Source organism: Rhodospirillaceae bacterium (assembly GCA_028819475.1).
Lineage (GTDB): Bacteria > Pseudomonadota > Alphaproteobacteria > Bin65 > Bin65 > Bin65.
The window spans coordinates 69,254-94,663 of record JAPPLJ010000067.1; the positions used below are offsets into that span (position 1 = coordinate 69,254).

Below are 25,410 nucleotides of genomic sequence, written 5' to 3' on the forward strand. Positions count from 1 at the left end.
ACGGACGGATCCTTTCATGCGACTGTTGTATTGCGGCGACATTGTCGGCCGGGCCGGCCGCGATGCGGTCATCGAACATCTGCCCGGCCTCCGGAGCCGGCTCGCCCTCGATTTCGTCGCGGTCAACGGCGAGAACGCGGCCCACGGTTTCGGCATCACCGCCGACATCTGCCGCAAGGTCTACGACGCCGGCGCGGACTGCATCCTGCTCGGCAACCATGCCTGGGACCAGCGCGACATCATCGGCTATATCGACAGCGACCCGCGCCTGATCCGCCCGATCAACTATCCTCAAGGCACGCCGGGCAAGGGCGAGGCTCTGATCGACATCGGCCGCGGGCGGAAGGTCTATGTCCTCCAGGTGATGGCGCGGCTGTTCATGGACCCGCTGGACGACCCGTTCGCTGCGGCGGAGAAAGCGCTGGCAACCCATCGGCTGAAACGGGAAGCCGACGCCATCCTGGTCGACATGCACGGCGAAGCGACGAGCGAGAAGACGTCCTTCGGCCATTTCCTCGACGGCCGCGTCTCGCTGGTCGCGGGGACCCATACCCATGTGCCGACGGCCGACGCCCAGATTCTCAACGGCGGGACGGCCTACATCACCGATATCGGCATGTGCGGCGACTACGACTCGGTCATTGGCATGAAAAAGGAAGCGCCGATTGACCGGTTCCGGCGCAAGATGCCGGGCGACCGGCTCGGCCCGGCCGACGGCGAAGGCACCTTGTGCGCCGTCTATGTCGAGACCGACGACGCGACCGGCCTGGCGACGCGCGTCGAGGCTGTGCGCGTCGGCCCGCGGCTGGCCAACGCCGTTCCGGAGGTCGCGGCGGCCTGACGCGGCAATCCGCTCGCCACACGAATAACGGAAGGATTGCTACGCAACAGCCACAATATGTTGTATAGTCGTGGCCATTGACGGGCTTTATATAGCTTGGCGATCGGTTCGATCCGAAAGGAACGCCACCCGACATGGCCGGCCATTCCAAATTCAAGAACATCATGCACCGGAAGGGCGCGCAAGATGCGAAGCGCGCCAGAATCTTCGCCCGGCACGCCAAGGAAATCATGATCGCCGCGCGGGCCGGCGCCGACCCGGACATGAATGCCCGCCTGCGCAGCGCGATCGCCGCCGCCAAGGCGCAGAACATGCCGAACGACAATATCGACCGGGCCGTGAAGAAAGGCAGCGGCGGCGGCGAAGCCGATACCTACGAGGAAATCCGCTACGAAGGCTACGGGCCCGGCGGCGTCGCGATGATCGTCGACGTCCTGACCGACAACCGCAACCGCGCAGCTTCCGACATCCGCACGGCCTTCAGCAAATTCGGCGGCAACCTGGGCGAAACCAACAGCGTGGCCTTCATGTTCGATCGGGTCGGCCAGATCCAGTATCCGGCCGATGCGGCGAGCGACGACGACATGTTCGAGGCGGCGCTCGAAGCCGGCGCCTCGGATGTCGATTCGGGCGACGACATGCACGAGATCGTCTGTGAACCCGACGATCTGAACGCCGTCCGCGAGGCGCTGGAAGCGCGCTTCGGCAGTCCGGAAACGGCGGCGCTGGCGTGGAAACCGCAAAGCACCGTGGACGTCGACGAGGGCAAGGCGTCCAGCCTGTTCAGGCTGCTGGATGCGCTGGACGACAATGACGACGTCCAGAACGTTTCCGCCAATTTCGACGTGTCCGACGAGGTAATGGCGAAGCTGGGCGGGTAACGACCATGACGGCGCCCCCGAAACACGGCGCGATCCGCATCCTCGGGCTGGACCCCGGCCTGCGCCGGACCGGCTGGGGCGTGATCGATTCGGCCGACAATCGCCTGCACTTTGTCGCCAGCGGCGCGGTGACCGCGGACCCGAAGAAGGACATGGCCGACCGCCTGAGAATGCTGCATGACGGAATTGCCGGCCTGATAGAGACATGGGCGCCGGACGCGGCGGCGATCGAGGAAATCTTCGTCAACCGGAACCCGGGCTCCACCCTGAAGCTCGGCCAGGCCCGCGGCGCGGTCATGCTGGCGCCGGCGCAGGCCGGAATCGCCGTGCACGAATATGCGGCCAATGCGGTCAAGAAGTCCGTCGTCGGCGTCGGCCATGCGGACAAGGCGCAGATCCAGGCCATGGTGGGGATGCTGCTGCCGGCCGCCGGACCGCAGTCCGCCGACGCGGCCGACGCCCTGGCCGTCGCGATCTGCCACGCCCATCACGCGGCGACGCGGGCGTCCTGGCGGGCGCGGGAAGCGGCGGCGGCGCCATGATCGGCTCGCTGACCGGCCTGGTCGATCATGCCGGCAAGGACGAGGCCGTCATCGATGTCGGCGGCGTCGGCTATCTGGTCTTCGCCTCGGCCCGCACGCTGGATGCGCTGCCGCCGGCCGGATCCTCGGTCCGTCTGATGATCGAAACCCACGTCCGCGAAGACCATATCCATCTCTACGGCTTCGCCGAGCGGCAGGAGCGGGACTGGTTCCGGCTGCTGACGACCGTGCAGGGCGTGGGCGCGCGGGTCGCGCTGGCGCTCCTGTCGGTCCTGACGCCGGACGCATTGGCCACCGCAATCGCGGCGCAGGACCGGGCCGCAATCGCCCAGGCCGAAGGCATCGGCCCCAAGCTGGCAGCGCGTATCCTCAACGAACTCAAGGACAAGGCCGGCGTGATCGGCGGCGATCCGCTGGCCGGCGAAATCGCGGGCGGCCGGCTGCCGGCCGGAACCGGCGCACCGCAGGGCGCAACTGCCGAGGCGGTCTCCGCGCTGGTCAATCTGGGCTACGGCCGCAGCGAGGCTTTCGCCGCGGTGAGCCGAGCTGCCGGCGATGCAGGGGACGACGCGACCGTCGAGCAGCTCATTCCGCTGGCCCTCAAGGACCTGTCCGGATAGGCGGGGCACGATGGCGAGCGAACAGGACACCCGCATGGTTTCCGGCGATTCGTCGGCCGTAGAAGGCGACGACCCGTCACTCCGGCCCGTGCGGCTCGACGACTTCGTCGGCCAGCGGGACATGCGCGCCAACCTGCGCGTTTTCGTCGAGGCGGCGCGCGCGCGCCGGGAGGCGATGGACCATGTCCTGTTTCACGGCCCGCCGGGCCTCGGCAAGACCACGCTTGCGCACATCGTGGCGCGCGAACTGGGTGTCGGGTTCCGGGGTACCTCCGGCCCCGTGATCGCGCGCGCCGGCGACCTGGCGGCGATCCTGACCAACCTTCAGCCCCGCGAAGTGCTGTTTATCGACGAGATCCACCGCCTCAATCCGGCGGTCGAGGAACTGCTCTACCCGGCCATGGAGGACTACCAGCTCGACCTGGTGATCGGTGAGGGGCCGGCCGCCCGCTCGGTGCGGATCGACCTGCCGCGTTTCACCCTGGTCGGCGCCACGACCCGGGCCGGCCTGCTCACCACGCCGTTGCGCGAGCGCTTCGGCATTCCGCTGCGGCTGGATTTCTACGATGTCGACGACCTGGCCGTGATCGTGGCGCGGGCCGCGGCGCTGCTGAACCTGCGGCTGTCGCCGGACGGGGCGCGGGAAATCGCAGCACGCTCCCGCGGCACGCCGCGGATCGCGTCGCGGCTGCTGCGGCGGGTCCGGGATTTCGCCGCGGTCGACGGCGCCGCCGAGGTCGGCGCGGGGGAGGCCGATTCGGCGCTGGCGCGGCTCGATGTCGACAAGGCCGGCCTCGACCGCATGGACCATCGCTATCTGGCCTGCATCGCCGAAAAATACGGCGGCGGCCCGGTCGGGGTCGAGACGATCGCCGCCGTGCTCTCCGAGCAGCGCGACGCCATCGAGGATGTCATCGAACCCTATCTGGTCCGCGAAGGGCTGGTGCAGCGGACGCCGCGCGGCCGGATGCTGGCGACGGACGGGTGGAAGGCCCTGGGCATGACGCCGCCGCCCACGGCGCCCGATCAGTTCGAGCTGCTGGCGGGCGGACAGGATGACTGACGCCGGCGCAGTTCCGAACCCGGACCTTCCGGTCGGCCTGGCGACCGCCTCAGATCCCGTGCACGTTTTTCCGGTCCGCGTTTACTATGAGGATACGGACGCCGGCGGCATCGTCTATTACGCCAACTACCTCAAATTTGCCGAACGGGCGCGGACCGAACTGCTGCGCCGGACGGGCCGGCAGCAATTCGACCTGCTGCGCGAGCAGGGCATCGGTTTCACCGTGCGCTCGTGCCGGGCCGAATACCTGGCGCCGGCGCGGCTCGACGACATTCTCGAAGTCCGCAGCACGGTAACCGAAGTGCTGGGCGCCAGCATGCGCATGAGCCAGGGAATCTGGCGCGGCGGCCAGCTGCTGTGCGATCTGCGTCTGCGGATCGCGGTCATGAACCGGGAAGGCCGGCCGACACGCATCCCGATCGACATCCGCAGGGCGTTGCAGTCCCGTGTCGTTCCATCGCCGTCAAGCGACGAAGAGGCGGGAGATCCGGGCTGCGGCGGCGCGCCGCCGGAGCCCCGGGCGCCGCAGGATTGCCACACTTCTGCGGTTGACCCGTCAACCGACCCAAACTGACGTGCGATCATGGACCTAACGATCCTTCCCGATCTGACGGCAATTCTGGATCCGGTGCAGACCTCCCTGGCTGCGCCGGCGACGGACGGTTCCGGCGCTCGGCTCGTGGAGTTGGCCCAGGCCACGGCGCCCGAAGGCGGCGCGGCGACGGACGAGGCCGCCAAGCTCGGCCAGGACCGCAAGGTCGTGCAGACGGACCTCGGCGGGGACGCGCCGCCGTCCGACGATTTCTCGGTTCTGGCCGTGATCGAACGGGCCGACTGGATCGTCAAGGGCGTGATCGCCGTCCTGGTCGTCGCCTCGATCTGGTCCTGGGCCGTCATCTTCGAGAAACTGATGCTGCTGCACCGGATCAACGGCCGGGCGACCCGCTTCGAGAACCGGTTCTGGGCCGGCGGTTCGGTCGACGAACTCTATGCCGATGTCGGCGACCGGCCGAACAATCCGATGGCCGCCATATTCGCCGCCGCCATGCGGGAGTGGAAACGCTCGACCGGCGACGAGTCCGGCAACCGGTCGTTGCGCGGAAGCCTGGGCGACCGGATCGACCGGGTCATGCATGTCACGCTGACCCGGGAAATGAGCCGCTCGGAGCGTTTCCTCGGTTCGCTCGCGTCGATCGGGGCCACGGCGCCCTTCGTCGGCCTGTTCGGCACCGTCTGGGGCATCATGCGCGCGTTCCAGGACATCGCGATCCAGAAGAACACCAACCTGGCGACGGTGGCGCCGGGCATCGCCGAGGCCCTGTTCGCAACGGCGCTCGGGCTGCTGGCGGCGATTCCGGCGGTCGTGGCCTATAACAAGCTGTCGGGAGACCTGGACCGCTACGCCCACCGGCTGGAAGGCTTCTCGGGCGAGTTCAGCGCGATCGTGTCGCGCGAACTCGACAACAGCGGAGGCTGACAATGGCAGCCGCACCGGTCCGGCGCGGGCGCGCACGCCGCAGCTACCAGCCGATGTCCGAGATCAATGTGACTCCGTTCGTCGATGTGATGCTGGTGCTCCTGGTCATCTTCATGGTGACGGCGCCCCTTCTGACGGTCGCCGTCCCGGTCGACCTGCCCAAGGCCAAGGCTGCCGCGATCGGCAAGCCCGACAAACCGCTGATCGTCAGCGTCCGGGCCGATGGAACGGTCTTCCTGCAGGAAACGCGAATGGATACCGCAACCCTGATCGCGCGGCTGCGCGCGATCGCCCGGGTGCGCGACAATCCCCGGATCTTCGTGCGCGGCGACAAGGCGGTGCCCTACGGCCGGGTCATGCAGGTCATGAGTTCGATTTCGACCGCCGGCTTCCCGAAAGTCGCGCTCGTCGCAGAAGACGGCAAGGAATAGGCGGCGGGCGGCCATGCGCGGCATCCTCATTTCGGTCGCCCTGCATACGCTGGTCGTGCTCGCCGTGGCGCTCGGGCTGCCTTGGCTGACGAAGCCGCCGGCAAACGCGTCGCGCAACATAACTGTCGATATCGTCCGCCTGTCCGACATCACACGGACCAGCAAGGGCGAAAAACCGAAACCGGAGACCGAGCGCAAGCCGGACGCCGAGCGCGAAACCACGAAGAAGCCGGTGGCCCGCGACCGGAGCGCGGAAAAACCGCCGGTCGAGCCGGTACCGCCGAAACCCGCGCCGCCCAAGACGGCTGCAGCGAAGCCGAAACCTGTCGCACCGCCGAAGAAGACGCCGCCGCGGCCGGCGCGACCGAAGATCGCCAAACCCGCGCCCAGGCCCAAAGCCGCTCCGCCGAAGCGGGTCGAGATCGACCCCCGCGCCCTGCAGCGCCAGCCCGAGCGGCCGAAGAAGCCGGCGCCGGCGAAGAAACCGGCGCCCCCGAAACCCAAGCCCGTGGCGAAGCCGAAGAAGAAGCCGGCGACAAAACCGGTAAAGCGCGTCGCGAAACCGGCGCCGCAACCAGAGAAGCCGAAGACCGCACCGAAGAAACCCGAGCAAAAGGTGGCCAAGGCGAAGAAGGAACCGGAACGGAAACCGCCGAAGCCCGCCGAAAAATCCGCACCGGACAAAGAACTGGAGATTGATGCCCTGCCCCGATTGCGCCCGCCGGCGCCGCGCCCTGCAAAAAAGGCGACGCCGCCGAAAAAGACGGTGAAGAAACAGCTGGCCAGGACGGATCCGCTGGACTCGGTTTTCAAAACCGTCGGCAAGCTGAAGAAATCGGTGGCGCAATCCGACCGCGACCGGACTGCGGCCCGGACGCCGGAGGGCGTAAAGGCGGCGGCGCGCAGCCTTCCGATGACCCTTTCGGAAATCGAGGCGGTCCGCCGGCAGATCCAGCCGTGCTGGAATTTCCCGGCCGGCGCGCAGGACGCCGGATCGCTGCGCGTCCTGATAAGGATCTGGCTCAACCGCGACGGTTCGGTGCGCGATGCGAAGGTGCTGGACCAGGGGCGCCTTGCAGGCAATTCGAAGCTTCGCGCCGCGGCCGACGCCGGCCTTCGCGCCGTCAACAATCCCAGATGCAGCCCGCTCAGGCTGCCGCCTGAAAAATTCGACCGATGGAAAGTGCTGACCATCGACTTCGACCCGTCCAAATTGAAATCGGGGTAATCATGCCGTTTCACCCGCCGATATCCCGTTTGTGCCGCCGGCTGGTCCTGGCCGGCCTGCTCGCCGCGATCGTGCCGGCCGCGGCCGGCGCCCAACTGATCATCCGGATCGACGATCCGAACTTCGAGCCGCTGCCCATCGCCATCGTGGCGCCGCAGGCTTCGGCCGGCGAAGAACGCACGACCGCGGAGCAGATCGCCGGCGTCGTGACCGGCAATCTCGAAAGGTCGGGCCTGTTTCGCGCGATCGATCCGGATGCCTTCGTCCAGCGCGACGGGTCAGAGGTGCTTGCGCCGCGGTTCAACGACTGGAAGGGGATCGGCGCCGACGCGCTGGTTACCGGCAGGGTCTTTCACCGGACCAACGGCGACGTCCGGATCGAATTCCGCCTGTGGGACGTCTCGACTGGCCGGCAGCTGGTCGGTCGGGCCCTCGAGACGCGCCGGGTCAACTGGCGCCGGCTGGCGCACAAGATGTCCGACGCCATCTACCAGCGGCTCACCGGAGAAAGCGGCTATTTCGATACGCGGATCGTCTACGTCGCCGAATCCGGGCCTGTGCTGAGCCGGGTCAAGCGCCTGGCGATCATGGACCAGGACGGCGCCAACCACCGATACCTGACGAACGGCGAAAATCTGGTGCTGACGCCGCGTTTCGCGCCCTCGGTCCAGGAAATCACCTACCTGGAATTTGTCGGTCAGAAGCCGCGCGTCTACATCCTCGACATCGATACCGGGCAGCGCGAGATCGTCGGCGACTTCAACGGCATGACCTTCGCGCCGCGCTTCTCGCCCGACGGTAACAAGATCGTCCTGTCCATGTCGCGCGACGGCAATGCGGAAATCTTCGCCATGGACCTGCGGACGCGCGCCACCGAGCGGCTGACGAACCACCAGGCCATCGATACCTCGCCTTCCTTTTCGCCGGACGGATCCAAGATCGCCTTCGATTCCGACCGCAGCGGCCGGCAGAAAATCTATGTCATGAACGCCGACGGCAGCAGCGTGCGCAGGATCAGCAACCGGCCGGGCCGCTACGCGACGCCGGTGTGGTCCCCGCGCGGCGACCTGATCGCCTTCACCAAGATACTGGAGGGCGTATTCTACATCGGCGTGATGCAGCCGGACGGCGAAGGGGAGCGCATCCTGGCCCAGGGCTACCTGACCGAGGGCCCGACCTGGTCGCCGAACGGAAGGGTGCTGATGTACTACAAGAAGCAGCGTGGCGGGACGGCGCAGTTGTATTCGATCGATCTGACCGGCAGGAACGAGCGGCTGGTCGAGACGCCTGTTTCGGCTTCGGATCCGGCATGGTCGCCGCTGCTGAAAAACTAGTTGCGCGCGGCGGCATTCGCTGTCGTGCGTCAATTGCTCCGCATTCGCATCCACGATGGTTTGCTGGCGGCGCAGGGAAACGTAGTAATGTTCGCAACGAGTCGATCCGGATCCGGCGAACCGGACAAGGATCGCGATGGGTCGAGGAAATCACGTCATGAAACTGAGACTTGCGTTGGTCGTGCTCGCGATCGGCCTCGCGTCCGTTAGCTGCAGCACGAAATCCAAGGACAGCGCCGGGAGCAACCGGGTGAGCGAATCCGAACTGGCGCGGCCGGGACCCGGACGAAGCTGGCAGGATTATACCGCGCCATCCCGGAACGGTTACAGCGACCGCGTCTTCTTCGCTTACGACCGCTTCGATCTCGACGACGGCGCCCAGGCCACGATCCGGGCCTGGTCGGAATGGCTGCGCGCCCATGGCGATGCCAGCATCCTGGTCGAGGGACACGCCGACGAGCGCGGCACGCGGGAATACAATCTGGGCCTGGGTGCCAAACGGGCGACCGCCATTCGCGACATGCTGATCGCCCTGGGCGTGAGTGCCGGGCGCATCCGCACCGTCTCCTACGGCAAGGAACGGCCGGCGGTCGCGGGTGACGACGAAAGCGCCTTTCAGCAGAACCGGCGCGGCGTCGCCCGGCCCAGCACCGGCGGGGCATAGCGTCCCCGGCAGAAGCCGAAGCGAAAGGCGCTGCGGCAATGACGGCGAGGCAAGGCGCCTGCCGGGCGGCGATCGCCCTTTTGGTCGGCCTCGGCTCGGCCGTGGGCCCTTCCCTGCCGGTGGCGCAGGCGCAGGTGTCGCGCGCCGACGTCGACGATCTGAGATTTCGGCTCCGCCGCCTCGAGCGGGACTTCAACGCGCTGCGGGGTGGCGACCGGGACATCCCCTCGTCCCTGGCGACCCGGTTCCAGAACCGGCTGAACCAGATGGAACGGACGATCCAGAGCCTCACCGACAGAGTCGAGGACCTGATCCATCGCGTTGAAAAGCTGGAGAAGGAGCGCAAGACGTTCGAGACCGACACCGATTTCCGCCTCGGCCGGCTGGAAAAGCGAGGCGGCGTGAAAGCGGACGCAGAACGCTCGAAACCGGCGCCTGCGGACGTTGCCGGTCTCAAGCAGGACAGCGCAGGGCAAGACGGCACAGGTGCGGACAGCGCCAGGAAGGAGCCGGCGGTGGCTTCGGCGCCATCCATCCTGCCGCCCGGCAAGGAGATCGAGCAATACAGGTTTGCCATCGGCGAATTGCGGCAGGCGCGCTACGACCGGGCCGCCGAAGCGTTCCAGGAATTCCTGCGCCGCCATCCCAAGGGCCGGTTCGCCGGAAACGCCTACTACTGGCTGGGCGAAACATATTACGCGCAACAGAATTACCGGCTGGCGGCCATCCGCTTCGCTGACGGTTTCAAGAAATTTCCCAAGCACCCCAAGGCGCCGGACAATCTGTTGAAACTCGGAATGTCCATGGCGCATCTCAAGAAGACCAAGGAAGCCTGCGCGAGCTGGGCCGAGTTGAAGCGCCGCTATCCGTCTGCGCCGAGCTATGTCAAACGCAAGGCGGCCCAGGAACGGAAGAAGCTTGGCTGCCGGGTCTGACCCGGTCCCTAACCCGGTCGGGGCTGCGGAATTTGCTCGCCTGATCGGGCAGCTGGGCCCGTTCGAACCCGCACCGCATCTTGCCGTCGCCATTTCCGGCGGCCGCGACAGCCTCGCCCTCGGCCTCCTGGCACATGACTGGGCCGCCGCCAACAACGGGCGCATCACCGGCCTGATCGTCGATCACGGCCTGCGCCGTGGCTCCGCCGGCGAAGCGGCCCGGACGCACGAGACGCTCGACCGGTCGGGCATTGCCGCCGTCATCCTGAAAGCATCGGGCCGGCCGCGGAAGAACCTTCAGGCCTGGGCGCGCGCCGCGCGATACACCTTGATGGAAGACTGGTGCCGGAGCGCCGGCGTGCTGCACCTGCTGATGGCGCATCAACGCAACGACCAGGCGGAAACCGTGCTTGCCAACCTGACGCGCAACACGGGCGTGCAGGGCATGGCCGGCATGGCCGCCGTGCGCGAGCTTCCGGCATGCCGGATCCTGCGACCCCTGCTTGTCGTACCGCGCGGCCGGCTAACGGCGACCCTGGAAGCCCGGAACGTCGCCTGGATCGACGATCCGTCGAACCGGGACCGGCGTTTCCGCCGCGTCCGCCTGCGCGAACGACTGGATCGCGGCCGCGAAGGCCCGGAGCTGGCGGCGCGGGCGGTAGCCGCCGGAAGGGCGCGGCAATGTTTCGATCGCCGGGTGGCCGAATTGCTCGCGGCCTCGGTCTTTCCGGACAACCAGCAGGCCGTGCTCGACCGCACGGCGTTGCGGCAGGCCGAGCCGGAAATCGCCGCCGCCGCCGTCGCCGCCCTGATCCACTGGACCGGCAACGCGCCGGCGCCGCCGCGGACGGAACGGCTGGCCGGCCATGTGCGCTGGCTGTGCGGCGAGGCCCGGCTCGGCCGCAGAACGATCGGGGGATGCGCCGTCCGGCTGGAAGGCGGCCGGGCGATACTGGCCCCCGAACCCGGGCGGTCGAAGGACGGTGCGCGCCACGGCGAGAGGACGGACCGCCCTGCCCTGGCGCCTGCAGCGTTCGAGCCCGCCGTCCCGGCGACGGCGCCGGGCGCTGCCGATGCGCCGTTTCCGCCGGTTGCGTCTGCTGGACTCGATCCCACATTCCCTTATCTTGAATAAACGGTCCGCCGTCGGATGCGCGCCCGTCACAAGCCCCAATCTTCGAAAGGCGTGGCTTCGTGAATAATTTCGGCAGAAATCTCGCCATGTGGCTGGTGATCGGCGTGTTGCTGATCGCCCTGTTCAACCTGTTTCAGGGCGGTTCCAACCGGAACGCGGCGAGCGAGATGTCTTATTCCGAATTCATCGGCCAGGTGGATGGCGGCAATGTCCGGGAGGTCGTAATCCAGGGCGAGAAGATCAAGGGCGTCCTGCGCAGCGGCCGGACCTTCGAAGTGACCAGTCCGGCGGACCCGAAGCTGGTCGAGCGGCTGATCGACAAGAAGGTCGGCGTCCGGGCCGAGCCGAAGGACAAGGAGATGCATCCGCTGCTCTCCATCTTCGTGTCCTGGCTGCCGATCATCCTGATCATCGCCGTGTGGATCTTCTTCATGCGGCAGATGCAGTCGGGGACCGGCCGGGCCATGGGCTTCGGCAAGTCGCGCGCGCGCCTGCTGACCGAGCGCACCGGCCGGGTCACGTTCGAGGACGTTGCCGGCATCGAAGAGGCGAAGCAGGAAGTCGAGGAGATTGTCGAGTTCCTGCGCGATCCGCAGAAATTTCAGCGCCTGGGCGGCAAGATTCCCAAAGGCGTGCTGCTGGTCGGCCCGCCGGGCACCGGCAAGACGCTGCTCGCCCGGGCGATCGCCGGCGAGGCCAACGTGCCCTTCTTCACCATTTCGGGCTCTGATTTCGTCGAGATGTTCGTCGGCGTCGGCGCCAGCCGGGTGCGCGACATGTTCGAGCAGGGCAAGAAGAATGCGCCCTGTCTGGTCTTCATCGACGAAATCGACGCCGTCGGCCGCCATCGTGGCGCAGGTCTCGGCGGCGGCAACGACGAGCGCGAGCAGACGCTCAACCAGCTGCTTGTCGAAATGGACGGCTTCGAGGCCAACGAAGGCGTCATCCTGATCGCCGCCACGAACCGGCCGGACGTGCTGGACCCGGCCCTGCTGCGTCCGGGCCGGTTCGACCGGCAGGTCGTGGTGCCCAATCCGGACATCGCCGGGCGCGAGAAGATCCTGAAGGTCCACATGCGGCGCATTCCGCTCGGACCGGATGTCAACGCCTCGGTAATCGCCCGCGGCACGCCGGGCTTCTCCGGCGCCGATCTCGCCAATCTGGTGAACGAGGCGGCGCTGCTCGCCGCGCGCAAGAACAAGCGGGTCGTCGGCATGCTGGAGTTGGAGGAGGCCAAGGACAAGGTCCTCATGGGCGCCGAACGCCGCTCCATGGTGATGACCGAGGAAGAGAAGGAAATGACCGCCTATCACGAGGCCGGCCATGCCCTGATCGCCGTGCACCAAGAATATCACGACCCGCTGCACAAGGTGACGATCATCCCGCGCGGCCGCGCCCTCGGCGTGACCATGTCGCTGCCCGAACGGGACAAGTACGCCTATGCCGAGCGCGAATTGAAGGCGAAGATCGCGATGACCTTCGGCGGCCGGATCGCCGAGGAGCTTATCTACGGCAAGGACGCGGTCACGACCGGCGCGACCAACGATATCCAGCAGGCGACCAACCTGGCGCGCAAGATGGTCACCGAGTTCGGCTTCTCCGACAAGCTGGGGCCGCTGCGCTACGAGGATAACCAGGAGGAGGTCTTCCTCGGCCATTCCGTGACCCAGCACAAGAACGTCTCCGACAAGACCGCCGAAACGATCGACAACGAGGTCCGCCGGCTGGTCGAGGAAGGCGAAGCCACGGCACGCGAGATCCTGACCGAGTATATCGACCAGCTGCACTCCCTGGCGAACGCCCTGCTGGAATTCGAGACCCTGAACGCCGTGGAGATCGACCAGCTCCTGAGGGGCGAGAAGATCGTCCGGCCGGACGAGAGCGAAGAGGCCCAAGCGGCCCGCGAAGCCGGCCGGCCCCGCCGGACCAGCGTGCCGACCAGCAGCCGGCCGGAACCCGAAGGCGGCCCCGGCGGCGGTATGGAGCCGGAACCGCAGACCTGATGTCGCCGGCCTTCTGCCGGAGGCCGGCCATTCGGTTCTCTCGACGAATTTCGGGCCGAGTGCAGAGCGACCGCCGAAGCGGCCGGATCGCGTTACAAACGGCGAAAAGACTTTCCCGACAGCGCCTGCAACAGGAAGCGAGGCAACCGTGGACTCCTTGATCGACCGCGCGCTGGCCGAGATGCAGTTCAACGCGGACGGGCTGATCCCGTGCATCGCACAGCAGCACGACAGCGGCGAGGTGCTGATGATGGCGTGGATGAACGCCGACGCCGTGCGCGAAACGCTGGCGACCCGGCGCGTGTGCTACTGGTCGCGCTCGCGCCGCAGCCTGTGGCGCAAGGGCGAGACCTCGGGCCATGTCCAGCGGCTGATCGACTTCCGCTACGACTGCGACGGCGACACCGTCCTGCTGCTGGTCGACCAGACCGGTCCGGCCTGCCACACGAACCGCCCCAACTGCTTCTACCGGGCGGTTCGCCCCGAGGGCATTGCAACGCTCTCCGAACCGGTCCGGACAGGCGCCTGACAGGACAGGCGCCTGACCGGACGGCAACTGCCGAAAGCCAACCCGTCCGGCCGGCCCGTCCGGTTTACATTGCGGGACGGCATGGCGATGATGGCGCTGTAAAGGGAGCGAAACGATGACGACAGCAGACGCCAGCCCGCCGGTCTTCGGCGTTCACCATACCGCCTACCGCTGCCGCGACGCCGAGGAGACCCGCGCCTTCTACGAGGACAAGCTGGGCTTCCCGATGACCCTGGCGCTGGAAATCGAGGAAGAGCCGTCGACCGGCAATCCGCTCAAATACCTGCACATCTTCTTCGATATCGGCAGCCACAAGGCGGACGAACCGAACTATATCGCCTTCTTCGAACTGCCCGATACGCCGGCCGACGAGACCACCTTCGCCCAGAAATGGGGCTTCGACCTGCATCTCGCCATGCGGGTGAACGGTCACGAGGACCTTGCGGCGTGGAAGACCCGGCTGGGCGATAACGGCATAGCGGTCAAAGGCCCGATCGACCACGGCATCTGCAGCTCGATCTATTTCAGCGACCCGAACGGCTACGTTCTGGAATTCGCAGCGGAGAACGAAGCGGAGCGCGCCGTTCTGGTGCAGGAAGCGTCGGAAGCGCGCGCCAACCTGGCGAAATGGAACGCCTGGAAGGCGGCGCGGTGACGAACCGCACCGGTATCGACGAAAGTTGCATCGAATCGGCGATCGATTCGAGCGGACGAACGACTCTGCCCAAGTCCGTTCGAGAGGCGCTCGGCATCGGGCCCGGGGACCGGGTCCGCTATTTCATCCTGGAAAATAACCAAGTCCGGCTCCTGCCGGTCCGCCCGGTCGCACGGCTGTTCGGGGCGCTGAAGCACGACGGCCCGCCGGTATCGCTGGAAGATATGGAGTGCGCAACTGCCGAGGGTGCGGCGCGGTAAAGTCGGCGGCCAGCCTTACTTCCCCCGCCGGTCCTCGACCCGCTTCGCCTTCATCTCGGTCTTGGGGAAGGTATCGGGCGGCACCACATCCACGTCGACGCGCACCTCGATCCGGCTGGTCACGGCGTTGCGCACGGCGGCGATGACGCCATCCGGGCTGGCATGGTCGGCATGTTCCACCTCGATGCGCATGAAGTCGATGCCCTCGGCGGTGGTGTCGAGGCGGACCATATATTCGTCCCCCACCCCGTCGACGGCGCGCACGCCCTCCTCCACGACGCTGGGATAGAACTTGATGCCGCGCAGGACGATCAGGTCGTCGGCCCGGCCCTGGAAGCCGCCGAGCGCGCGGACATGGGTCCGGCCGCAGGCGCAGGGCGCGGTATCGAAGCGGGTATAGTCGCCGACGACGAAGCGCAGGTGGCTGGAGCTTTCCGAGTTCATGTTGGTGCAGACGGTGATGCCGCGCCCGCCCTCCGGCACGACCGCCATATCCTTGTCCGGATCGCACAGCTCCCAGACCTGGATATCCTCCATCAGGTGGGTCTGGACCGTGCCGTCGTCGCGCACCGGATGGCTGCAGGAGAAGCCGCCGGAATGGGGCGAAGCCTCGGTGCAGCCGTAGAATTCCACCACCTCGGCGCCCCACATCTCCTCCAGCCGCCGGCGGGTCGCCGCGATGCCGGCCGCCGGCTCACCGCCCGTAAACAGCCGCGTCACGGACGTTTGCGCCGGATCGTGGCCCAGGCCGCGCATGACGTGGCCCAGGCGTAGAAGTTGCGACGGCAGGGTCGCCAGCATGGTCGGCCGGTAGCGCAGGATGAAGTTGCAGCGCAGTTCCGCCGTCAGCCCGCCGCCCGGAATGCAGGGCACGCCCATATGGGCGAGCGCGTGCAGCACGCCCCAGCCCCAGACATGCGGACCAAAGCCGACCACCAGGAATACCTTTTCGCCCGGCCGGGCGCCGAGCGACCACAGCGCCCGGCTGTTCGCCCATTTCCAGTATTCCAGGTCGGTCTTCGAATAGCGGAAGACCCGCGGCGTGCCGGTCGAGCCCGAGGTCGGAAAAATCGTCCAGCCGCGATCGTTCCAGATTGCGTCGTCATGGGTGGTGTAGGTGCCCCAGGGCGGATGGGCCGCCATGTCGGCGACCATCTCCTTCTTGTCGACCGGGCGCCATTTCGGCAGGTCGTCGACCGTGCGGATATCGTCCGGGATCATGCCGGCGGCGTCGAACCGGCGGCGGTAGAAGGCGCTGTTCTCGTAGAGAAAGGGCGACAGCTTCTCCAGCTTGGCGTTCTGGATGGCCCGGATTTCGTCGCGCGACGCGGTCTCCAGGCTCGGCGACCAATAGTCCGCCGAGCCCGGCGCGGCGAAGTCCCGGCGATAGTGTTCGAGGACTGCCATATAGGCGCGGCGGGTGGCGGCAGCGCGGTCGTCGGTCATGGTCTTCGTGGCTTGCTGGAGACCGGCCGAAAATACGCGTAACGCAACGGCCGGGGCAAACCCGGCGCCTGGAATCCGGCCTTCACTGCCCGGCCATCATCGCCGCGATCCTGCGATGAAGCCCCTGGAGCGCGGGCTCGTTGCGGCCGTAGACGACCTCTTCGGCAAGGCCGCTGGCGAAACCGGCATAGGCCGATTCGGCGGCGGCGAAATCCTCGTTCTCGACGGTGCGCACGGCGAGGTCGAGATTGGCGTCCCAGTGGCGGCGGGCCTTTTCGGTCTCCGCCGGCTCGGGAATGTAAAGATCGAGATGAACCTCGGTCCGGTCGACCCGGCCGTCGCGCGGGAAGATGCGCCATACTTCGGCATGGTCCTGCTGCATGACGAAGACCGCGTTGGGCGGCAGGTAATAGACGATCGCGGAATGCCAGACCGCATCCCATTCCGCCTCCGGTCGCCCGCGCATCTCAACGATCGAGCGGCGCGGCAGGTACTCCCGGAAACTCTCGCCGAACTCGTCGTAGAGGCAGAGGTTGGGGAAGAAGATCGGCGCAACCGTCTCCTTGTGCAGCACGGCGAAATGGTACGGCTCCATGAAGGTGTCCAGCGCCATCTTCCAGTTGATCGCCGGGGTCATCCGGTGGCTGGCGTAGTGGTGGTATCCGGCCAGTTCGTAGCCGGCGAATTCGGCGGCGAGGCCGTCCAGCGACTCGCCCGGATCGGCCGGCGCGCCGCCGGACAGCCGGATCCAGATCATCCCGCCGGTCTCGGTGCAGGGCAGCGCGGCCAGCGTGCAGTCGGCGAGGTTCGCGCCGTCGAAGCTCTCGCGGTCCGGCACCCCGGTCAGGCGCCCGTCCGGGCCGTAGGTCCAGCCGTGATAGGGGCAGGCGAAGCTGCGCCGCACGGCGCCCGCCCCGTCGAGCAGGCGGGTGCCGCGGTGGCGGCAGCTGTTCACGAAGGCCCGCGCCACGCCGTCGGCACCACGCATGAGCAGGACCGGCACGCCGGTGAGATCCTCCGCCAGAAAACTGCCCGGCCCGGGCAGGCGCCCCGACAGGCCAGCCAGCAGGCTCTTGCGGCGCAGGATGTGGGCCATCTCAGCCTCGAACCTGCCCGGATCGGTGTAGATGCCGACAGGGTTGCGCAGGATGTCCGGCGCACGGTCGGTCGTGCCGGCATCCAGGTGGGAAAACACGCGGCGGATCAGCGATTTGTGGGTTTCTGTTTCCAACGATCTGCTCGAAGATTCCGGGTCATCGTGAAAGGGTGGCAGAAAAAGTTCGGACAATCTTGTTGACCGCTTTTCGCAAAAACACGCTATAACGGTATCGGTTTGGCCGCCGCAACACTTCGAGAGCAGGACAAAACGGCCAATCGGAGTCGAACGTCAGCACCCTTGGGAGGGACGTCATGAAAAAACTTGTCATCGGGACCGTCGCGGCGACGGCCCTTGCCGCCGGCCTTGCAGCGCCGGCGCAGGCCGAGAATTTCCGCATCGGCTTCCTCAACACGCTGTCCGGCGGCGCCGCCATTCTGGGCAAGGCCCAGCTGGCCGGCTGGCAGCTCGGCCTCGAACTCGAAGGCTGGAAGAAAAATGGCGACAAACTCGGCGGTGTGCCGACCGATGTCTTTGTCGGCGACGACCAGCGCAAGGTGGATGTCGGCCTGCGGGCGGTCCGCAAGTGGCTCAAGTCCGAGCGGGTCCATATGGTGGCCGGCGTCATCTGGTCGAACATCCTCGCTGCCGTGCAGCGCCCGGTGATCCGCGGCCGTCGGATCATGATGAGCACCAACGCCGGCTGGTCCGGCATGGCGGGCAAAAACTGCAGCCCCTACTTCATCTCGAGTTCGTTCCAGAATGACGAGAACGCCGAAGCGATGGGCGCGCTGCTGAACCTCGAAGGCCTGAAGAAGGTGTTCATGATGGCGCCGAACTATCAAGCCGGAAAGGACATGCTGAACGGCTTCCAGCGCACCTACAAGGATGGCAAGGTCGTCGGCCAGATCCTGTTCAAGCTGGGTACGCGCGACTTCCAGGCGGAAATCAGCAAGGTGCGGGCCAGCGGCGCCGACTCGCTGTTCATCTTCGTGCCCGGCGGCATGGGCATCGCCTTCATGAAACAATGGGCGGCTTCGGGCGCCGGCCAGACGGTGAAGCTCTACACCAACTACGCCGTCGACTACATTACGATCAAGCCGATCGGCAAGGCGGCCGTGGGCACTTTCCACACGCTGCACTGGGGGCCGAACATCGACAACCCGCGCAATGCCGAGTTCATCAAGGCCTTCATGGCGAAGAACAAGCGGATCCCGGACATGTTCGCGCTTCAGGCCTATGATGGCGCCCGCAAGGTCGCCGACGGGCTGCGCGGCGTGAAGGGCAATTTCAAGAACCTGAAAAACCTCGTCAAGACGATGCGCGCCCAAGGGCTCAATTCGGTCCGCGGCCAGCTCAAGTACAACGTCAACGGCTTCCTGATCCAGCCGTGGTACAAGCGCTCGGTAGTGCTCGATGCCAAGGGCGTGCCGCAGATCCAGGTGAACCAGATGGTGTCGTTCAGGCCGGACAGCTTCGGGAACAAGTGCCCGAAGAAGAGCTGGAACTGATCCTCGATCTTGGTCGAACCGAAAGGGCGCCCTCCGGGGCGCCCTTTTTCTTTGTCCGCACCGGAAATCCGGCGGCGCTCCGGCGCCTCAGCCCCGGCCGATATGCGGCATCTTGGTCGCCATGATCGTCATGAAGAGCGCGTTGGCGTCGAGCGGCAGGTTCGCCATGTGCAGGACCGACGTCGCGACATGCTCGACGTCCATGCGCGGCTCGACCATGATCTGGCCGCTCGGCTGCTGCATGCCCTGGACCATTCTTTCCGTCATGTCCGTCACCGCGTTGCCGATGTCGATCTGGCAGGCGGTGATGTCGTCGGGCCGGCCGTCCAGCGCGATGCATTTGGTCAGGCCGGTGAGCCCGTGCTTGGTCGAGGTATAGGGAGCGCTGAACGGCCGCGGCGTGTGCGCCGAAATCGAGCCGTTGTTGATGATCCGCCCGCCCTTCGGGTCCTGCGCCTTCATGATCCGGATGGCGTGCTGGGCGCAGACGAAGCAGGCGGTCAGGTTCAGGTCGACCACGTCGCGCCACTGCTGCGGCGTCAGCTCTTCCATCGGCACCAAGGGCGCGCCGCGGCCGGCATTGTTGAACAAGACGTCGAGCCGGCCAAATTCCTCGACGGTCCGCGCAAACAGCCGGGCGACCTGGTCGTCGTCGGTCACGTCCGTCGGCAGCGCCAGCATCCGGCCGCCGCCCCCGGCCGCGCGCGCCGCCGTTATGTCCAACTCGTCGGCACGCCGGCCGGCCAGGGCGACATTGTAGCCGTCGGCTTGCATCGCCAGGGCCACCGCGCGGCCGATGCCGGAGCCGGCGCCGGTAACGATGACGGATCGGGTGTGAGACATGGCGCACCTCCGGGGGTTGCGTGCCTGAAACCGGACTCTGCGTCCGGTGTAGGGAGACTTGCAATGCCGGTCAATCGCGGCTGCGTTTCCCCCAATACCCCGCCGGCCGCCGGGCCTACCTGTCTACCCTATAGGGAGTCATGTCGATGTTCGGTGTCGCACCCGTAATGACATCCGCGATCAGGCGGCCGGTCCGCGCTCCACCGGTCAGTCCGACATGATGGTGGCCGAACGCCGTGTACACGTTCGGCCAGGCCGGGACGGCGCCGATATAGGGAATGCTGTCGGCCGGCGCCGGGCGGTGGCCCAGCCACTCGGTCTCGCGCCGCCAGCTCATGCCGGGAAAAGCCGAAGCGCCCGCCCGGACCGCGCGCAGCGGCGCCCGGCGCGGCCCGGCGTCCAGCCCGCCGAATTCGACCAGCCCGGCGAGGCGGACCCGGCCGGTCATCGGCGTGACGGCGGTCTTGCTGTCGCTCAGCATGATGCAATGGGCGGGCCCGCCTTCCGGTTCCCAGAGTTCGGCATGGTAGCCGCGTTCGCTCTCGAGCGGGATCCGCAGTCCCAGCGGCTTCAGCACCCGTGCCGACCAGGCGCCGGCGGCGACCAGAATCCTGTCGGCCCGGATCACCCGGTCGCCGAATTGCACGCCGGTAACTTTCTCCCCGTCGCGGGCGAAACCGGTGAACGCCGCCTCGACAAGGGCGCCGCCGGCCGCGACGAAACTCCCGGCGAGCGCCTTCACATAGTCGCCGGGCCCGTCGACCTTGCCGTGGCTCGCCTCCAGCGCGGCGACGAACCTGTAGCCGGGCCCGAGCGCCGGTTCGAGCCCGCTGACCGCATCGCCCTCATATTCCTGCCAGCCGACACCCTGGGCGCGCCGGATCGCCCAGCCGTAACCATCGGCTTCGAAGGCCGCCCGGTCCCGGTAGGCGAACAGATAGGGTTGCGCCCGGATGTGCGCCTCCGCCGGCGTGCCCCGTGCCAGGGCCAGGTGCTCTTCCAGGCTGTCGCCGATAATCGGCATCAGGGCACCGGCGATCCGGCGGACGTTTCGGTCGGTCCCGTTGGCGAGATAGCGGGCCAGCCAGGGCAGCATGACCGGCAGGTACGGCCAGCGCAGAAACAGCGGACCCTTTCCGCTCAGCAGCATTCCCGGCGCCTTCTTCATCAGGCCCGGCACGGGCACCGGCACCATGGCTCCCGGCACCAGAATGCCGGCATTGCCGAACGATGCGCCTTCGCCGGGCGCCCGCCGGTCGGCCAGGGTCACGCGCAGGCCTCGGCGCTGCAGGTTCAGCGCGGCGCTGACGCCGACGATCCCGGCGCCGATGACGAGGACTTCGGGACCTTCGGTCATGACGGTCCACCGTCCGCCGGAAGACTACCCGGCGGTGCGAATGAACCGGAGGCGTCAGGAAATGTCATGATTCGTCAGGATTTGTCATGCCGCCGTCCGGTTCGCCCTTTCCCGTCATTCCGACCGGAGCGGACGCCAGTCCGCGAAGTAGCCTGCCCTGAGCGAAGTCGAAGGGGAGGAATCCCGTCTCCGGACTCGGGGTCCTGGTGTCGAAATCGAGCCGGGATTCCTCCACTCGCTTCGCTCGGTCGGAATGACGGTGAGGGGGCGCTTCGGTCGGGATGAAGGTCCGGGTCCGGTCGGTCGGGATGAAGGTCCGGGTCCGGTCTGTCGGGATGACGGATTGCGGTGTCAGGAAATGTCATGTTTCGGCGAACCGGAGGTTGACAGGCGGCGGCACCTTATGTGTATATTTTTCTAAATTATACACATAAGGTGCCATGCGAACCAATATCGAGATCGACGACGACCTTATGGCGGAGGCCCTGAAAGCGAGCGGCTGCAAGACGAAAAAAGCCGCCGTGGAGGAAGGGTTGCGCCTGCTGGTGAGCACGCGGCGGCAGGTCCGGCTGCGCACCCTGCGCGGCAAGCTGCGTTGGGAAGGCTCCCTCGACAAGATGCGGCGGGACCGGTGATCGTTGTCGACTCGTCGGTCTGGATCGATTTCTTCAACGGGGCTGCAACAAGGGAAACCGCGCTGCTCGACGACATTCTCGGCGCCGAGCCGGTTCTGACCGGCGATCTCATCCTGTGCGAGGTGCTGCAAGGTTTCCGCAGCGGCCGCGACGCCCGCCGCGCCCGCGACGCTCTCGATACATTGTTTTTTGCACCGATGGTCGGGCGGGAGATCGCTCTCGCCAGCGCCCGGAACTATCGCCGTCTGCGCGCGCGCGGCGTGACCGTGCCCAAGACGATCGACATGCTGATCGCGACCTTCTGCCTGGAAAACGGCCATCGCCTGCTCCATGCCGACCGGGATTTCGACGTCATCGAAGCCCATCTCGGCCTGCAGACCGTCTGACGACGGGCGGGGCTTCCGTTCTGTGCCTGTGCTGCGGCGGCGCCCGGGAATCCTCGGGCATGTGTCAGGAAATGTCATGATTGGTCATGTCTCTCCGTTTCCGGCCAAACTCGGGGCTTCAATACGTCCCCCCTCCCCTTGGGGGAGGGGGTTGGGGGGAGGGGTCCGCTGACCTTGCCGCAGACCCTGAACCCGGCATCGGCGCGCTGCCCGACAACTCCTCCCCTGGCCCCTCCCCCAAGGGGAGGGGGATTCGAGCGATGCCCCAGGGAGATGTGCGGCGATGTCAGGAAATTTCATGAAATGTCAGTTTCCGTCGGGGGAATGTCTGGTAGTGATGGAACTATCTCACATTATAGGAAATGTTACAGAGATTTCAAGCGAAAATAGTAATTTTATCTGAAATTCGCTGCGCTGCGCCTGCGCCGTTCCGCAGAAACGGCTTAACGGCGTACGTTCCGCCGCACCTCCCGCGGCGTCGCCTGGAAATGCGCCTTGAAGCGGCGGTTGAAATAGGACAGGTCGGAAAAGCCGTTGCGGTAGGCGATCTCGGCGATCGGTGTCCGCGCCTGCTCCGGCGCGGTCAGTTCCGCAGCCGTGCGTTCGAGCCGGCAATTCAGCACATGCCGGGAAAAGGACTCGCCGGTCGGCTCGAAGATTTTGTGAACGTAACGTTTGCTGATGCCGAAATGCGCGGCGACGCCGCCGACCGAGAGGCCCGGGTCCTGCACGCGGCTCTCGACATGTTCCAGGACGGCCGCCAGCAGGGCCGGACGGAGCGTTTCGGGCGCAACGCCCGGATCGCGGTTGCCTGAGCCGGCCTGCGCCGCCAGCCGGATCAGGCTCTCGAGCATCAGGCTGCCGTCGGCGGGGCCGATGGCGCGGGCGCCCCTGTTCAGGGTGCGCGCGGTCGACGCGATCAGCGGGCCGAGGAACGGATGGTCCGAAACCCGGCGGATGCCCGGCATCTGTCCGTCGGCAAACGACTCCTCGACCTGGCGGCGCGGCAGCCAGAAGGAGGCGACGCTCATATCGCGCCCCTCGGGGTGGAAAATCCGGAAGGGCAGGTCGCTGCCGAACAGGGCGACCTGTCCGGGCGTGAGCCGGACCGCCCGGCTGTCCTGCTCGATGATGCACTCGGACTTGAGCTGGATGTTGAGGAAGAAGCACTGTTCGGCCGTCCGCCGGATTTGCGCCGGCGTTCGCCGGACATGGTGCGGCGTGCCGCGCACCCGGTTTACCGCGCCCTCGGCCAGCGGCACGGATTCGACCTCGGCGTCGAACGGGCCCGAACGGTCGTGTTCGGGCGTCAGATCCATGAAGGCTTCGCAGACCGCCTCGCGGAAATAGGCGAAGCGATCCGGCTCGGCGACATCCGCGGTGCGCCAAACTTCGTACCGCCTGTTCCGCGCGCACGGCGCCTGTCCGGCCTCGCGGGCCATGGAGCGTTCCCTCGAGTCCCGTTCCGGTGCGCTATGGGCCGGGAACCGGCCCGGCGCTTTTGTCAGGATAAGGCAGTGCGATGGCCGGGGCAATTCTGCGGTCGCCGGCCGGCACTCGGGCATAAGGGAGCAGACCGATGACCATCCACCGCAGACAGTTCATGCAAGGGGCGAGCGCGGCCGGCGCGCTGGCCGCGGCCCCGACAACCGTTCTGGCCGCCGGGGCACCGAAGCAGGAGGTAAACATGACCACATTCGTGCTGATTCACGGCGCCTGGCATTATGGCGCTTTGTGGGAGGACGTTGCGAAACCGCTGCGCAAGGCCGGGCATACCGTCCACACACCGACCCTGGCCGGCAACGGGCCGGGCGCCGATGTCGACCGGACCGTCGGGCACAGCGACGCCGTCAAGTCGGCCGTCGACTATGTCATGAAGAACGACCTGAAGGATTTCGTGCTTCTCGGCCATTCCTACGGCGGCACGATCATCTCCCGGATGGCGGAAGAGCTGCCGGACCGCATCCGCCGGCTGGTCTACTGGAACGCCTTCGTGCTGAACGACGGCGAATCGATCGAATCCGTCAGCCCGCCGCATTACAAGCAGTTGATGGACGCGATCGCCGGTTCCGGGGCCTACGGTCCGGGCGCGGTCAAACTGCCGTTCCCGGTGTGGCGCGAGGCGTTCATGAACGATGCGGACCTTGCGCTCGCCCAGAAGACCTACGAACTGACGACGCCGCATCCGCTGCGGACGCTGACCGACCGGGTGGCGCTGAAATCCTTCCACGAGTTGAAAACTCCGCGCTCCTACATCAACTGCACGGAAGACATCGCCATGCCGCCGGGAGACTTCGCCTGGCACCCGCGGTTCACGGCGCGCCTCGGCCTGTGCCGGCTGGTGCAGATGCCCGGCGGTCACGAAGCCTGCTTCACCAATCCCGAACTGCTCGCCGCCAAGATCGTCGAAGCGGGCCGGGACTGAGCGGACCGGGACTGGGCGGACCGGGACTGGGCGGACCGGGGGCTGGGCGGAGTTGCGGCGCCGCGCCGTTTCGCCGCCCCTTGCGCCGTGGGGGCGCCGATTGACAGGGCGGCCGCCCTCTCCTACTTCCGCGCTTCGATCCTGCTGACGCGGGCGCCGGGCTTCGTTTCCGGCCGCCACGGGCCTTCCGCCGAAGGCCCTGCGCAGGATGAGACAACAACATCGGCGCGGGCCGGCTTTCACGCCTCCGTTGCCGGGACACGGAGTATAGCGATGAGCAAGCGCCTCTCCTCCAAGGAGAAGATTTCGCGCCGCCTGGGCGTCAATCTGTGGGGACGCCCGAAAAGCCCCTATAACAAGCGCGAGTACGGCCCCGGCCAACACGGCCAGTCGCGCCGGCGCAAACTGTCCGATTTCGGCGTCCAGCTTCAGGCCAAGCAGAAGCTGAAGGGCTATTACGGCAATATCGGCGAGAAGCAGTTCCGCCGCTACTACGATGACGCGGTGCGCCGCCGCGGCGACACCGGCGAGAACCTGATCGAATTGCTGGAGCGCCGCCTCGACGCCACGGTCTACCGCATGAAATTCGTGCCGACCGTGTTCGCCGCCCGCCAGTTCATCAACCACGGCCATATCCTGGTGAACGGCAAGAAGGTAAACATCGCGTCCTACATGGTGAAGGACGGCGACGTCGTGGAAATCAAGGAAAAGTCCCGCGAGCTGCCGCTGGTCCTCGACGCCCAGGAACAGGTCGAGCGCGACGTGCCGGAATACCTGACGGTCGATTTCGAGAAGATGCGCGGCCGGTTCGTCCGCGGCCCCGGCCTGGCGGACGTCCCCTACCCGGTCCAGATGGAACCGAACCTGGTCATCGAGTTCTACTCTCGGTAATGCGGCGGGCCGGCTCCGCAGCCGGCCATCCGCCGCTTCCGAAATACCTATACATTCCGTTCGCTCCGGCCGGGTATTTCGGCAAGTACCTACCGTCATTTCGACCGAGCGCAGCGAGCGGAGAAATCTTTCCGACAGGGTGCTTCCGCCCAAGCTCCGAGCGTGAAAGATATCTCCACTCCGCCGCCCTGCCGGGCGGCTCCGGTCGATATGACGGTTAGG

At 66.8% G+C, this 25,410-nt stretch carries 27 protein-coding genes; 22 read left to right on the forward strand and 5 right to left on the reverse strand.

All coding sequences use genetic code 11. The features are described 5' to 3' along the window. Window positions 1-16: 16 nt before the first annotated feature. The 17 genes from OXM58_20365 to OXM58_20445 all read left to right on the forward strand — a co-directional run bounded on the left by OXM58_20365 (window position 17) and on the right by OXM58_20445 (window position 14,598). Window positions 17-841, forward strand: a complete 825-nt coding sequence (locus OXM58_20365; GenBank protein MDE0150718.1) for a TIGR00282 family metallophosphoesterase — start codon at window positions 17-19, stop codon at window positions 839-841. Between the two features lie 134 nt (window positions 842-975). Continuing rightward, on the forward strand, window positions 976-1,722 hold the full coding sequence (locus OXM58_20370) for a YebC/PmpR family DNA-binding transcriptional regulator (GenBank protein ID MDE0150719.1): 747 nt from the start codon (window positions 976-978) through the stop codon (window positions 1,720-1,722). Window positions 1,723-1,727: 5 nt separating this feature from the next. Further along, window positions 1,728-2,264 carry a crossover junction endodeoxyribonuclease RuvC gene (ruvC, locus tag OXM58_20375; GenBank protein MDE0150720.1) on the forward strand — a complete coding sequence of 179 codons (537 nt, stop codon included), beginning with the start codon at window positions 1,728-1,730 and terminating at the stop codon, window positions 2,262-2,264. After that, window positions 2,261-2,884 (forward strand): Holliday junction branch migration protein RuvA, encoded by a 624-nt coding sequence (gene ruvA / locus OXM58_20380; GenBank protein MDE0150721.1) that lies wholly within the window; start codon window positions 2,261-2,263, stop codon window positions 2,882-2,884. Before ruvC ends, ruvA begins: the two co-directional genes overlap by 4 nt. A gap of 10 nt (window positions 2,885-2,894) precedes the next feature. After that, the gene (gene ruvB / locus OXM58_20385; GenBank protein MDE0150722.1) at window positions 2,895-3,947 is read left to right on the forward strand and encodes a Holliday junction branch migration DNA helicase RuvB; all 1,053 of its coding nucleotides are present in this window, start codon (window positions 2,895-2,897) and stop codon (window positions 3,945-3,947) included. After that, window positions 3,940-4,521 carry a tol-pal system-associated acyl-CoA thioesterase gene (gene ybgC, locus OXM58_20390; protein ID MDE0150723.1) on the forward strand — a complete coding sequence of 194 codons (582 nt, stop codon included), beginning with the start codon at window positions 3,940-3,942 and terminating at the stop codon, window positions 4,519-4,521. The genes ruvB and ybgC overlap by 8 nt, the downstream gene beginning before the upstream one ends. Before the next feature lie 237 nt (window positions 4,522-4,758). After that, a complete protein-coding gene (tolQ, locus tag OXM58_20395; protein ID MDE0150724.1) occupies window positions 4,759-5,424 on the forward strand; it encodes a protein TolQ in 666 nt (221 codons plus the stop codon). Window positions 5,425-5,426: 2 nt separating this feature from the next. Continuing rightward, window positions 5,427-5,855, forward strand: a complete 429-nt coding sequence (tolR, locus tag OXM58_20400) for a protein TolR (GenBank protein ID MDE0150725.1) — start codon at window positions 5,427-5,429, stop codon at window positions 5,853-5,855. A gap of 13 nt (window positions 5,856-5,868) precedes the next feature. Next, on the forward strand, window positions 5,869-7,083 hold the full coding sequence (locus OXM58_20405) for a hypothetical protein (GenBank protein MDE0150726.1): 1,215 nt from the start codon (window positions 5,869-5,871) through the stop codon (window positions 7,081-7,083). 2 nt (window positions 7,084-7,085) lie between these two features. Continuing rightward, the gene (tolB, locus tag OXM58_20410) at window positions 7,086-8,417 is read left to right on the forward strand and encodes a Tol-Pal system beta propeller repeat protein TolB (protein ID MDE0150727.1); all 1,332 of its coding nucleotides are present in this window, start codon (window positions 7,086-7,088) and stop codon (window positions 8,415-8,417) included. Window positions 8,418-8,574: 157 nt separating this feature from the next. Continuing rightward, window positions 8,575-9,081, forward strand: a complete 507-nt coding sequence (gene pal / locus OXM58_20415; GenBank protein MDE0150728.1) for a peptidoglycan-associated lipoprotein Pal — start codon at window positions 8,575-8,577, stop codon at window positions 9,079-9,081. Between the two features lie 38 nt (window positions 9,082-9,119). Beyond that, window positions 9,120-10,016 carry a tol-pal system protein YbgF gene (gene ybgF, locus OXM58_20420; GenBank protein MDE0150729.1) on the forward strand — a complete coding sequence of 299 codons (897 nt, stop codon included), beginning with the start codon at window positions 9,120-9,122 and terminating at the stop codon, window positions 10,014-10,016. After that, a complete protein-coding gene (gene tilS, locus OXM58_20425) occupies window positions 10,000-11,151 on the forward strand; it encodes a tRNA lysidine(34) synthetase TilS (protein ID MDE0150730.1) in 1,152 nt (383 codons plus the stop codon). The genes ybgF and tilS overlap by 17 nt, the downstream gene beginning before the upstream one ends. Window positions 11,152-11,237: 86 nt before the next feature. Then, window positions 11,238-13,154: an ATP-dependent zinc metalloprotease FtsH gene (gene ftsH / locus OXM58_20430; protein MDE0150731.1), complete on the forward strand. Its 1,917-nt coding sequence runs from the start codon at window positions 11,238-11,240 to the stop codon at window positions 13,152-13,154. Window positions 13,155-13,302: 148 nt separating this feature from the next. Further along, window positions 13,303-13,683 carry a phosphoribosyl-AMP cyclohydrolase gene (gene hisI / locus OXM58_20435; protein MDE0150732.1) on the forward strand — a complete coding sequence of 127 codons (381 nt, stop codon included), beginning with the start codon at window positions 13,303-13,305 and terminating at the stop codon, window positions 13,681-13,683. Between the two features lie 115 nt (window positions 13,684-13,798). Further along, entirely contained in the window at window positions 13,799-14,338 is a 540-nt protein-coding gene (locus OXM58_20440; protein MDE0150733.1) for a VOC family protein, read from the forward strand. Then, complete coding sequence (locus OXM58_20445; protein MDE0150734.1) at window positions 14,335-14,598, forward strand: AbrB/MazE/SpoVT family DNA-binding domain-containing protein; 264 nt, start codon at window positions 14,335-14,337, stop codon at window positions 14,596-14,598. The genes OXM58_20440 and OXM58_20445 overlap by 4 nt, the downstream gene beginning before the upstream one ends. A 15-nt stretch (window positions 14,599-14,613) precedes the next feature. Here the strand turns inward: OXM58_20445 and OXM58_20450 are convergent, their stop codons facing one another. Beyond that, window positions 14,614-16,044, reverse strand: a complete 1,431-nt coding sequence (locus OXM58_20450; GenBank protein ID MDE0150735.1) for an AMP-binding protein — start codon at window positions 16,042-16,044, stop codon at window positions 14,614-14,616. An 82-nt stretch (window positions 16,045-16,126) separates the two neighbouring features. Further along, on the reverse strand, window positions 16,127-17,275 hold the full coding sequence (locus tag OXM58_20455) for a Rieske 2Fe-2S domain-containing protein (GenBank protein ID MDE0150736.1): 1,149 nt from the start codon (window positions 17,273-17,275) through the stop codon (window positions 16,127-16,129). Window positions 17,276-17,454: 179 nt separating this feature from the next. On the opposite strand from OXM58_20455, the gene OXM58_20460 reads away from it, so the two are divergent. Next, on the forward strand, window positions 17,455-18,651 hold the full coding sequence (locus OXM58_20460; GenBank protein ID MDE0150737.1) for an ABC transporter substrate-binding protein: 1,197 nt from the start codon (window positions 17,455-17,457) through the stop codon (window positions 18,649-18,651). Between the two features lie 87 nt (window positions 18,652-18,738). Here the strand turns inward: OXM58_20460 and OXM58_20465 are convergent, their stop codons facing one another. Together OXM58_20465 and OXM58_20470 are read right to left on the reverse strand one after the other, a co-directional pair. Continuing rightward, window positions 18,739-19,494, reverse strand: coding sequence for an SDR family NAD(P)-dependent oxidoreductase (locus OXM58_20465; protein ID MDE0150738.1), 756 nt, complete (start codon window positions 19,492-19,494; stop codon window positions 18,739-18,741). Window positions 19,495-19,609: 115 nt separating this feature from the next. Continuing rightward, entirely contained in the window at window positions 19,610-20,851 is a 1,242-nt protein-coding gene (locus OXM58_20470; protein ID MDE0150739.1) for an FAD-dependent oxidoreductase, read from the reverse strand. Between the two features lie 440 nt (window positions 20,852-21,291). Between OXM58_20470 and OXM58_20475 the strand changes: the two genes are divergently transcribed. Both OXM58_20475 and OXM58_20480 read left to right on the forward strand, forming a co-directional pair. Beyond that, window positions 21,292-21,486 (forward strand): type II toxin-antitoxin system VapB family antitoxin, encoded by a 195-nt coding sequence (locus tag OXM58_20475; GenBank protein MDE0150740.1) that lies wholly within the window; start codon window positions 21,292-21,294, stop codon window positions 21,484-21,486. Beyond that, on the forward strand, window positions 21,483-21,872 hold the full coding sequence (locus tag OXM58_20480) for a PIN domain nuclease (GenBank protein ID MDE0150741.1): 390 nt from the start codon (window positions 21,483-21,485) through the stop codon (window positions 21,870-21,872). Before OXM58_20475 ends, OXM58_20480 begins: the two co-directional genes overlap by 4 nt. Before the next feature lie 443 nt (window positions 21,873-22,315). Here OXM58_20480 and OXM58_20485 read toward each other — a convergent pair whose 3' ends face one another. Then, on the reverse strand, window positions 22,316-23,314 hold the full coding sequence (locus OXM58_20485; protein MDE0150742.1) for a helix-turn-helix domain-containing protein: 999 nt from the start codon (window positions 23,312-23,314) through the stop codon (window positions 22,316-22,318). Between the two features lie 137 nt (window positions 23,315-23,451). Between OXM58_20485 and OXM58_20490 the strand changes: the two genes are divergently transcribed. Both OXM58_20490 and rpsD read left to right on the forward strand, forming a co-directional pair. Beyond that, complete coding sequence (locus tag OXM58_20490) at window positions 23,452-24,297, forward strand: alpha/beta fold hydrolase (protein MDE0150743.1); 846 nt, start codon at window positions 23,452-23,454, stop codon at window positions 24,295-24,297. Window positions 24,298-24,570: 273 nt separating this feature from the next. Beyond that, window positions 24,571-25,188 carry a 30S ribosomal protein S4 gene (rpsD, locus tag OXM58_20495; GenBank protein MDE0150744.1) on the forward strand — a complete coding sequence of 206 codons (618 nt, stop codon included), beginning with the start codon at window positions 24,571-24,573 and terminating at the stop codon, window positions 25,186-25,188. Window positions 25,189-25,410: the final 222 nt, after the last annotated feature.

Bases quoted from the DNA above. Each gene is read 5' to 3' on its own strand.
- ruvA (MDE0150721.1), top strand. From the start codon at position 2,261: ATGATCGGCTCGCTGACCGGCCTGGTCGATCATGCCGGCAAGGACGAG.
- ftsH (MDE0150731.1), top strand. From the start codon at position 11,238: ATGTGGCTGGTGATCGGCGTGTTGCTGATCGCCCTGTTCAACCTGTTT.
- pal (MDE0150728.1), top strand. From the start codon at position 8,575: ATGAAACTGAGACTTGCGTTGGTCGTGCTCGCGATCGGCCTCGCGTCC.
- OXM58_20465 (MDE0150738.1), bottom strand. From the start codon at position 19,494: ATGTCTCACACCCGATCCGTCATCGTTACCGGCGCCGGCTCCGGCATC.
- OXM58_20450 (MDE0150735.1), bottom strand. From the start codon at position 16,044: ATGACCGACGACCGCGCTGCCGCCACCCGCCGCGCCTATATGGCAGTC.
- rpsD (MDE0150744.1), top strand. From the start codon at position 24,571: ATGAGCAAGCGCCTCTCCTCCAAGGAGAAGATTTCGCGCCGCCTGGGC.
- OXM58_20475 (MDE0150740.1), top strand. From the start codon at position 21,292: ATGCGAACCAATATCGAGATCGACGACGACCTTATGGCGGAGGCCCTG.
- OXM58_20405 (MDE0150726.1), top strand. From the start codon at position 5,869: ATGCGCGGCATCCTCATTTCGGTCGCCCTGCATACGCTGGTCGTGCTC.
- ruvB (MDE0150722.1), top strand. From the start codon at position 2,895: ATGGCGAGCGAACAGGACACCCGCATGGTTTCCGGCGATTCGTCGGCC.
- tolR (MDE0150725.1), top strand. From the start codon at position 5,427: ATGGCAGCCGCACCGGTCCGGCGCGGGCGCGCACGCCGCAGCTACCAG.
- tolB (MDE0150727.1), top strand. From the start codon at position 7,086: ATGCCGTTTCACCCGCCGATATCCCGTTTGTGCCGCCGGCTGGTCCTG.
- OXM58_20365 (MDE0150718.1), top strand. From the start codon at position 17: ATGCGACTGTTGTATTGCGGCGACATTGTCGGCCGGGCCGGCCGCGAT.
- ybgF (MDE0150729.1), top strand. From the start codon at position 9,120: ATGACGGCGAGGCAAGGCGCCTGCCGGGCGGCGATCGCCCTTTTGGTC.
- ruvC (MDE0150720.1), top strand. From the start codon at position 1,728: ATGACGGCGCCCCCGAAACACGGCGCGATCCGCATCCTCGGGCTGGAC.
- OXM58_20440 (MDE0150733.1), top strand. From the start codon at position 13,799: ATGACGACAGCAGACGCCAGCCCGCCGGTCTTCGGCGTTCACCATACC.
- OXM58_20490 (MDE0150743.1), top strand. From the start codon at position 23,452: ATGACCATCCACCGCAGACAGTTCATGCAAGGGGCGAGCGCGGCCGGC.
- ybgC (MDE0150723.1), top strand. From the start codon at position 3,940: ATGACTGACGCCGGCGCAGTTCCGAACCCGGACCTTCCGGTCGGCCTG.
- OXM58_20470 (MDE0150739.1), bottom strand. From the start codon at position 20,851: ATGACCGAAGGTCCCGAAGTCCTCGTCATCGGCGCCGGGATCGTCGGC.
- OXM58_20460 (MDE0150737.1), top strand. From the start codon at position 17,455: ATGAAAAAACTTGTCATCGGGACCGTCGCGGCGACGGCCCTTGCCGCC.
- OXM58_20370 (MDE0150719.1), top strand. From the start codon at position 976: ATGGCCGGCCATTCCAAATTCAAGAACATCATGCACCGGAAGGGCGCG.
- OXM58_20485 (MDE0150742.1), bottom strand. From the start codon at position 23,314: ATGGCCCGCGAGGCCGGACAGGCGCCGTGCGCGCGGAACAGGCGGTAC.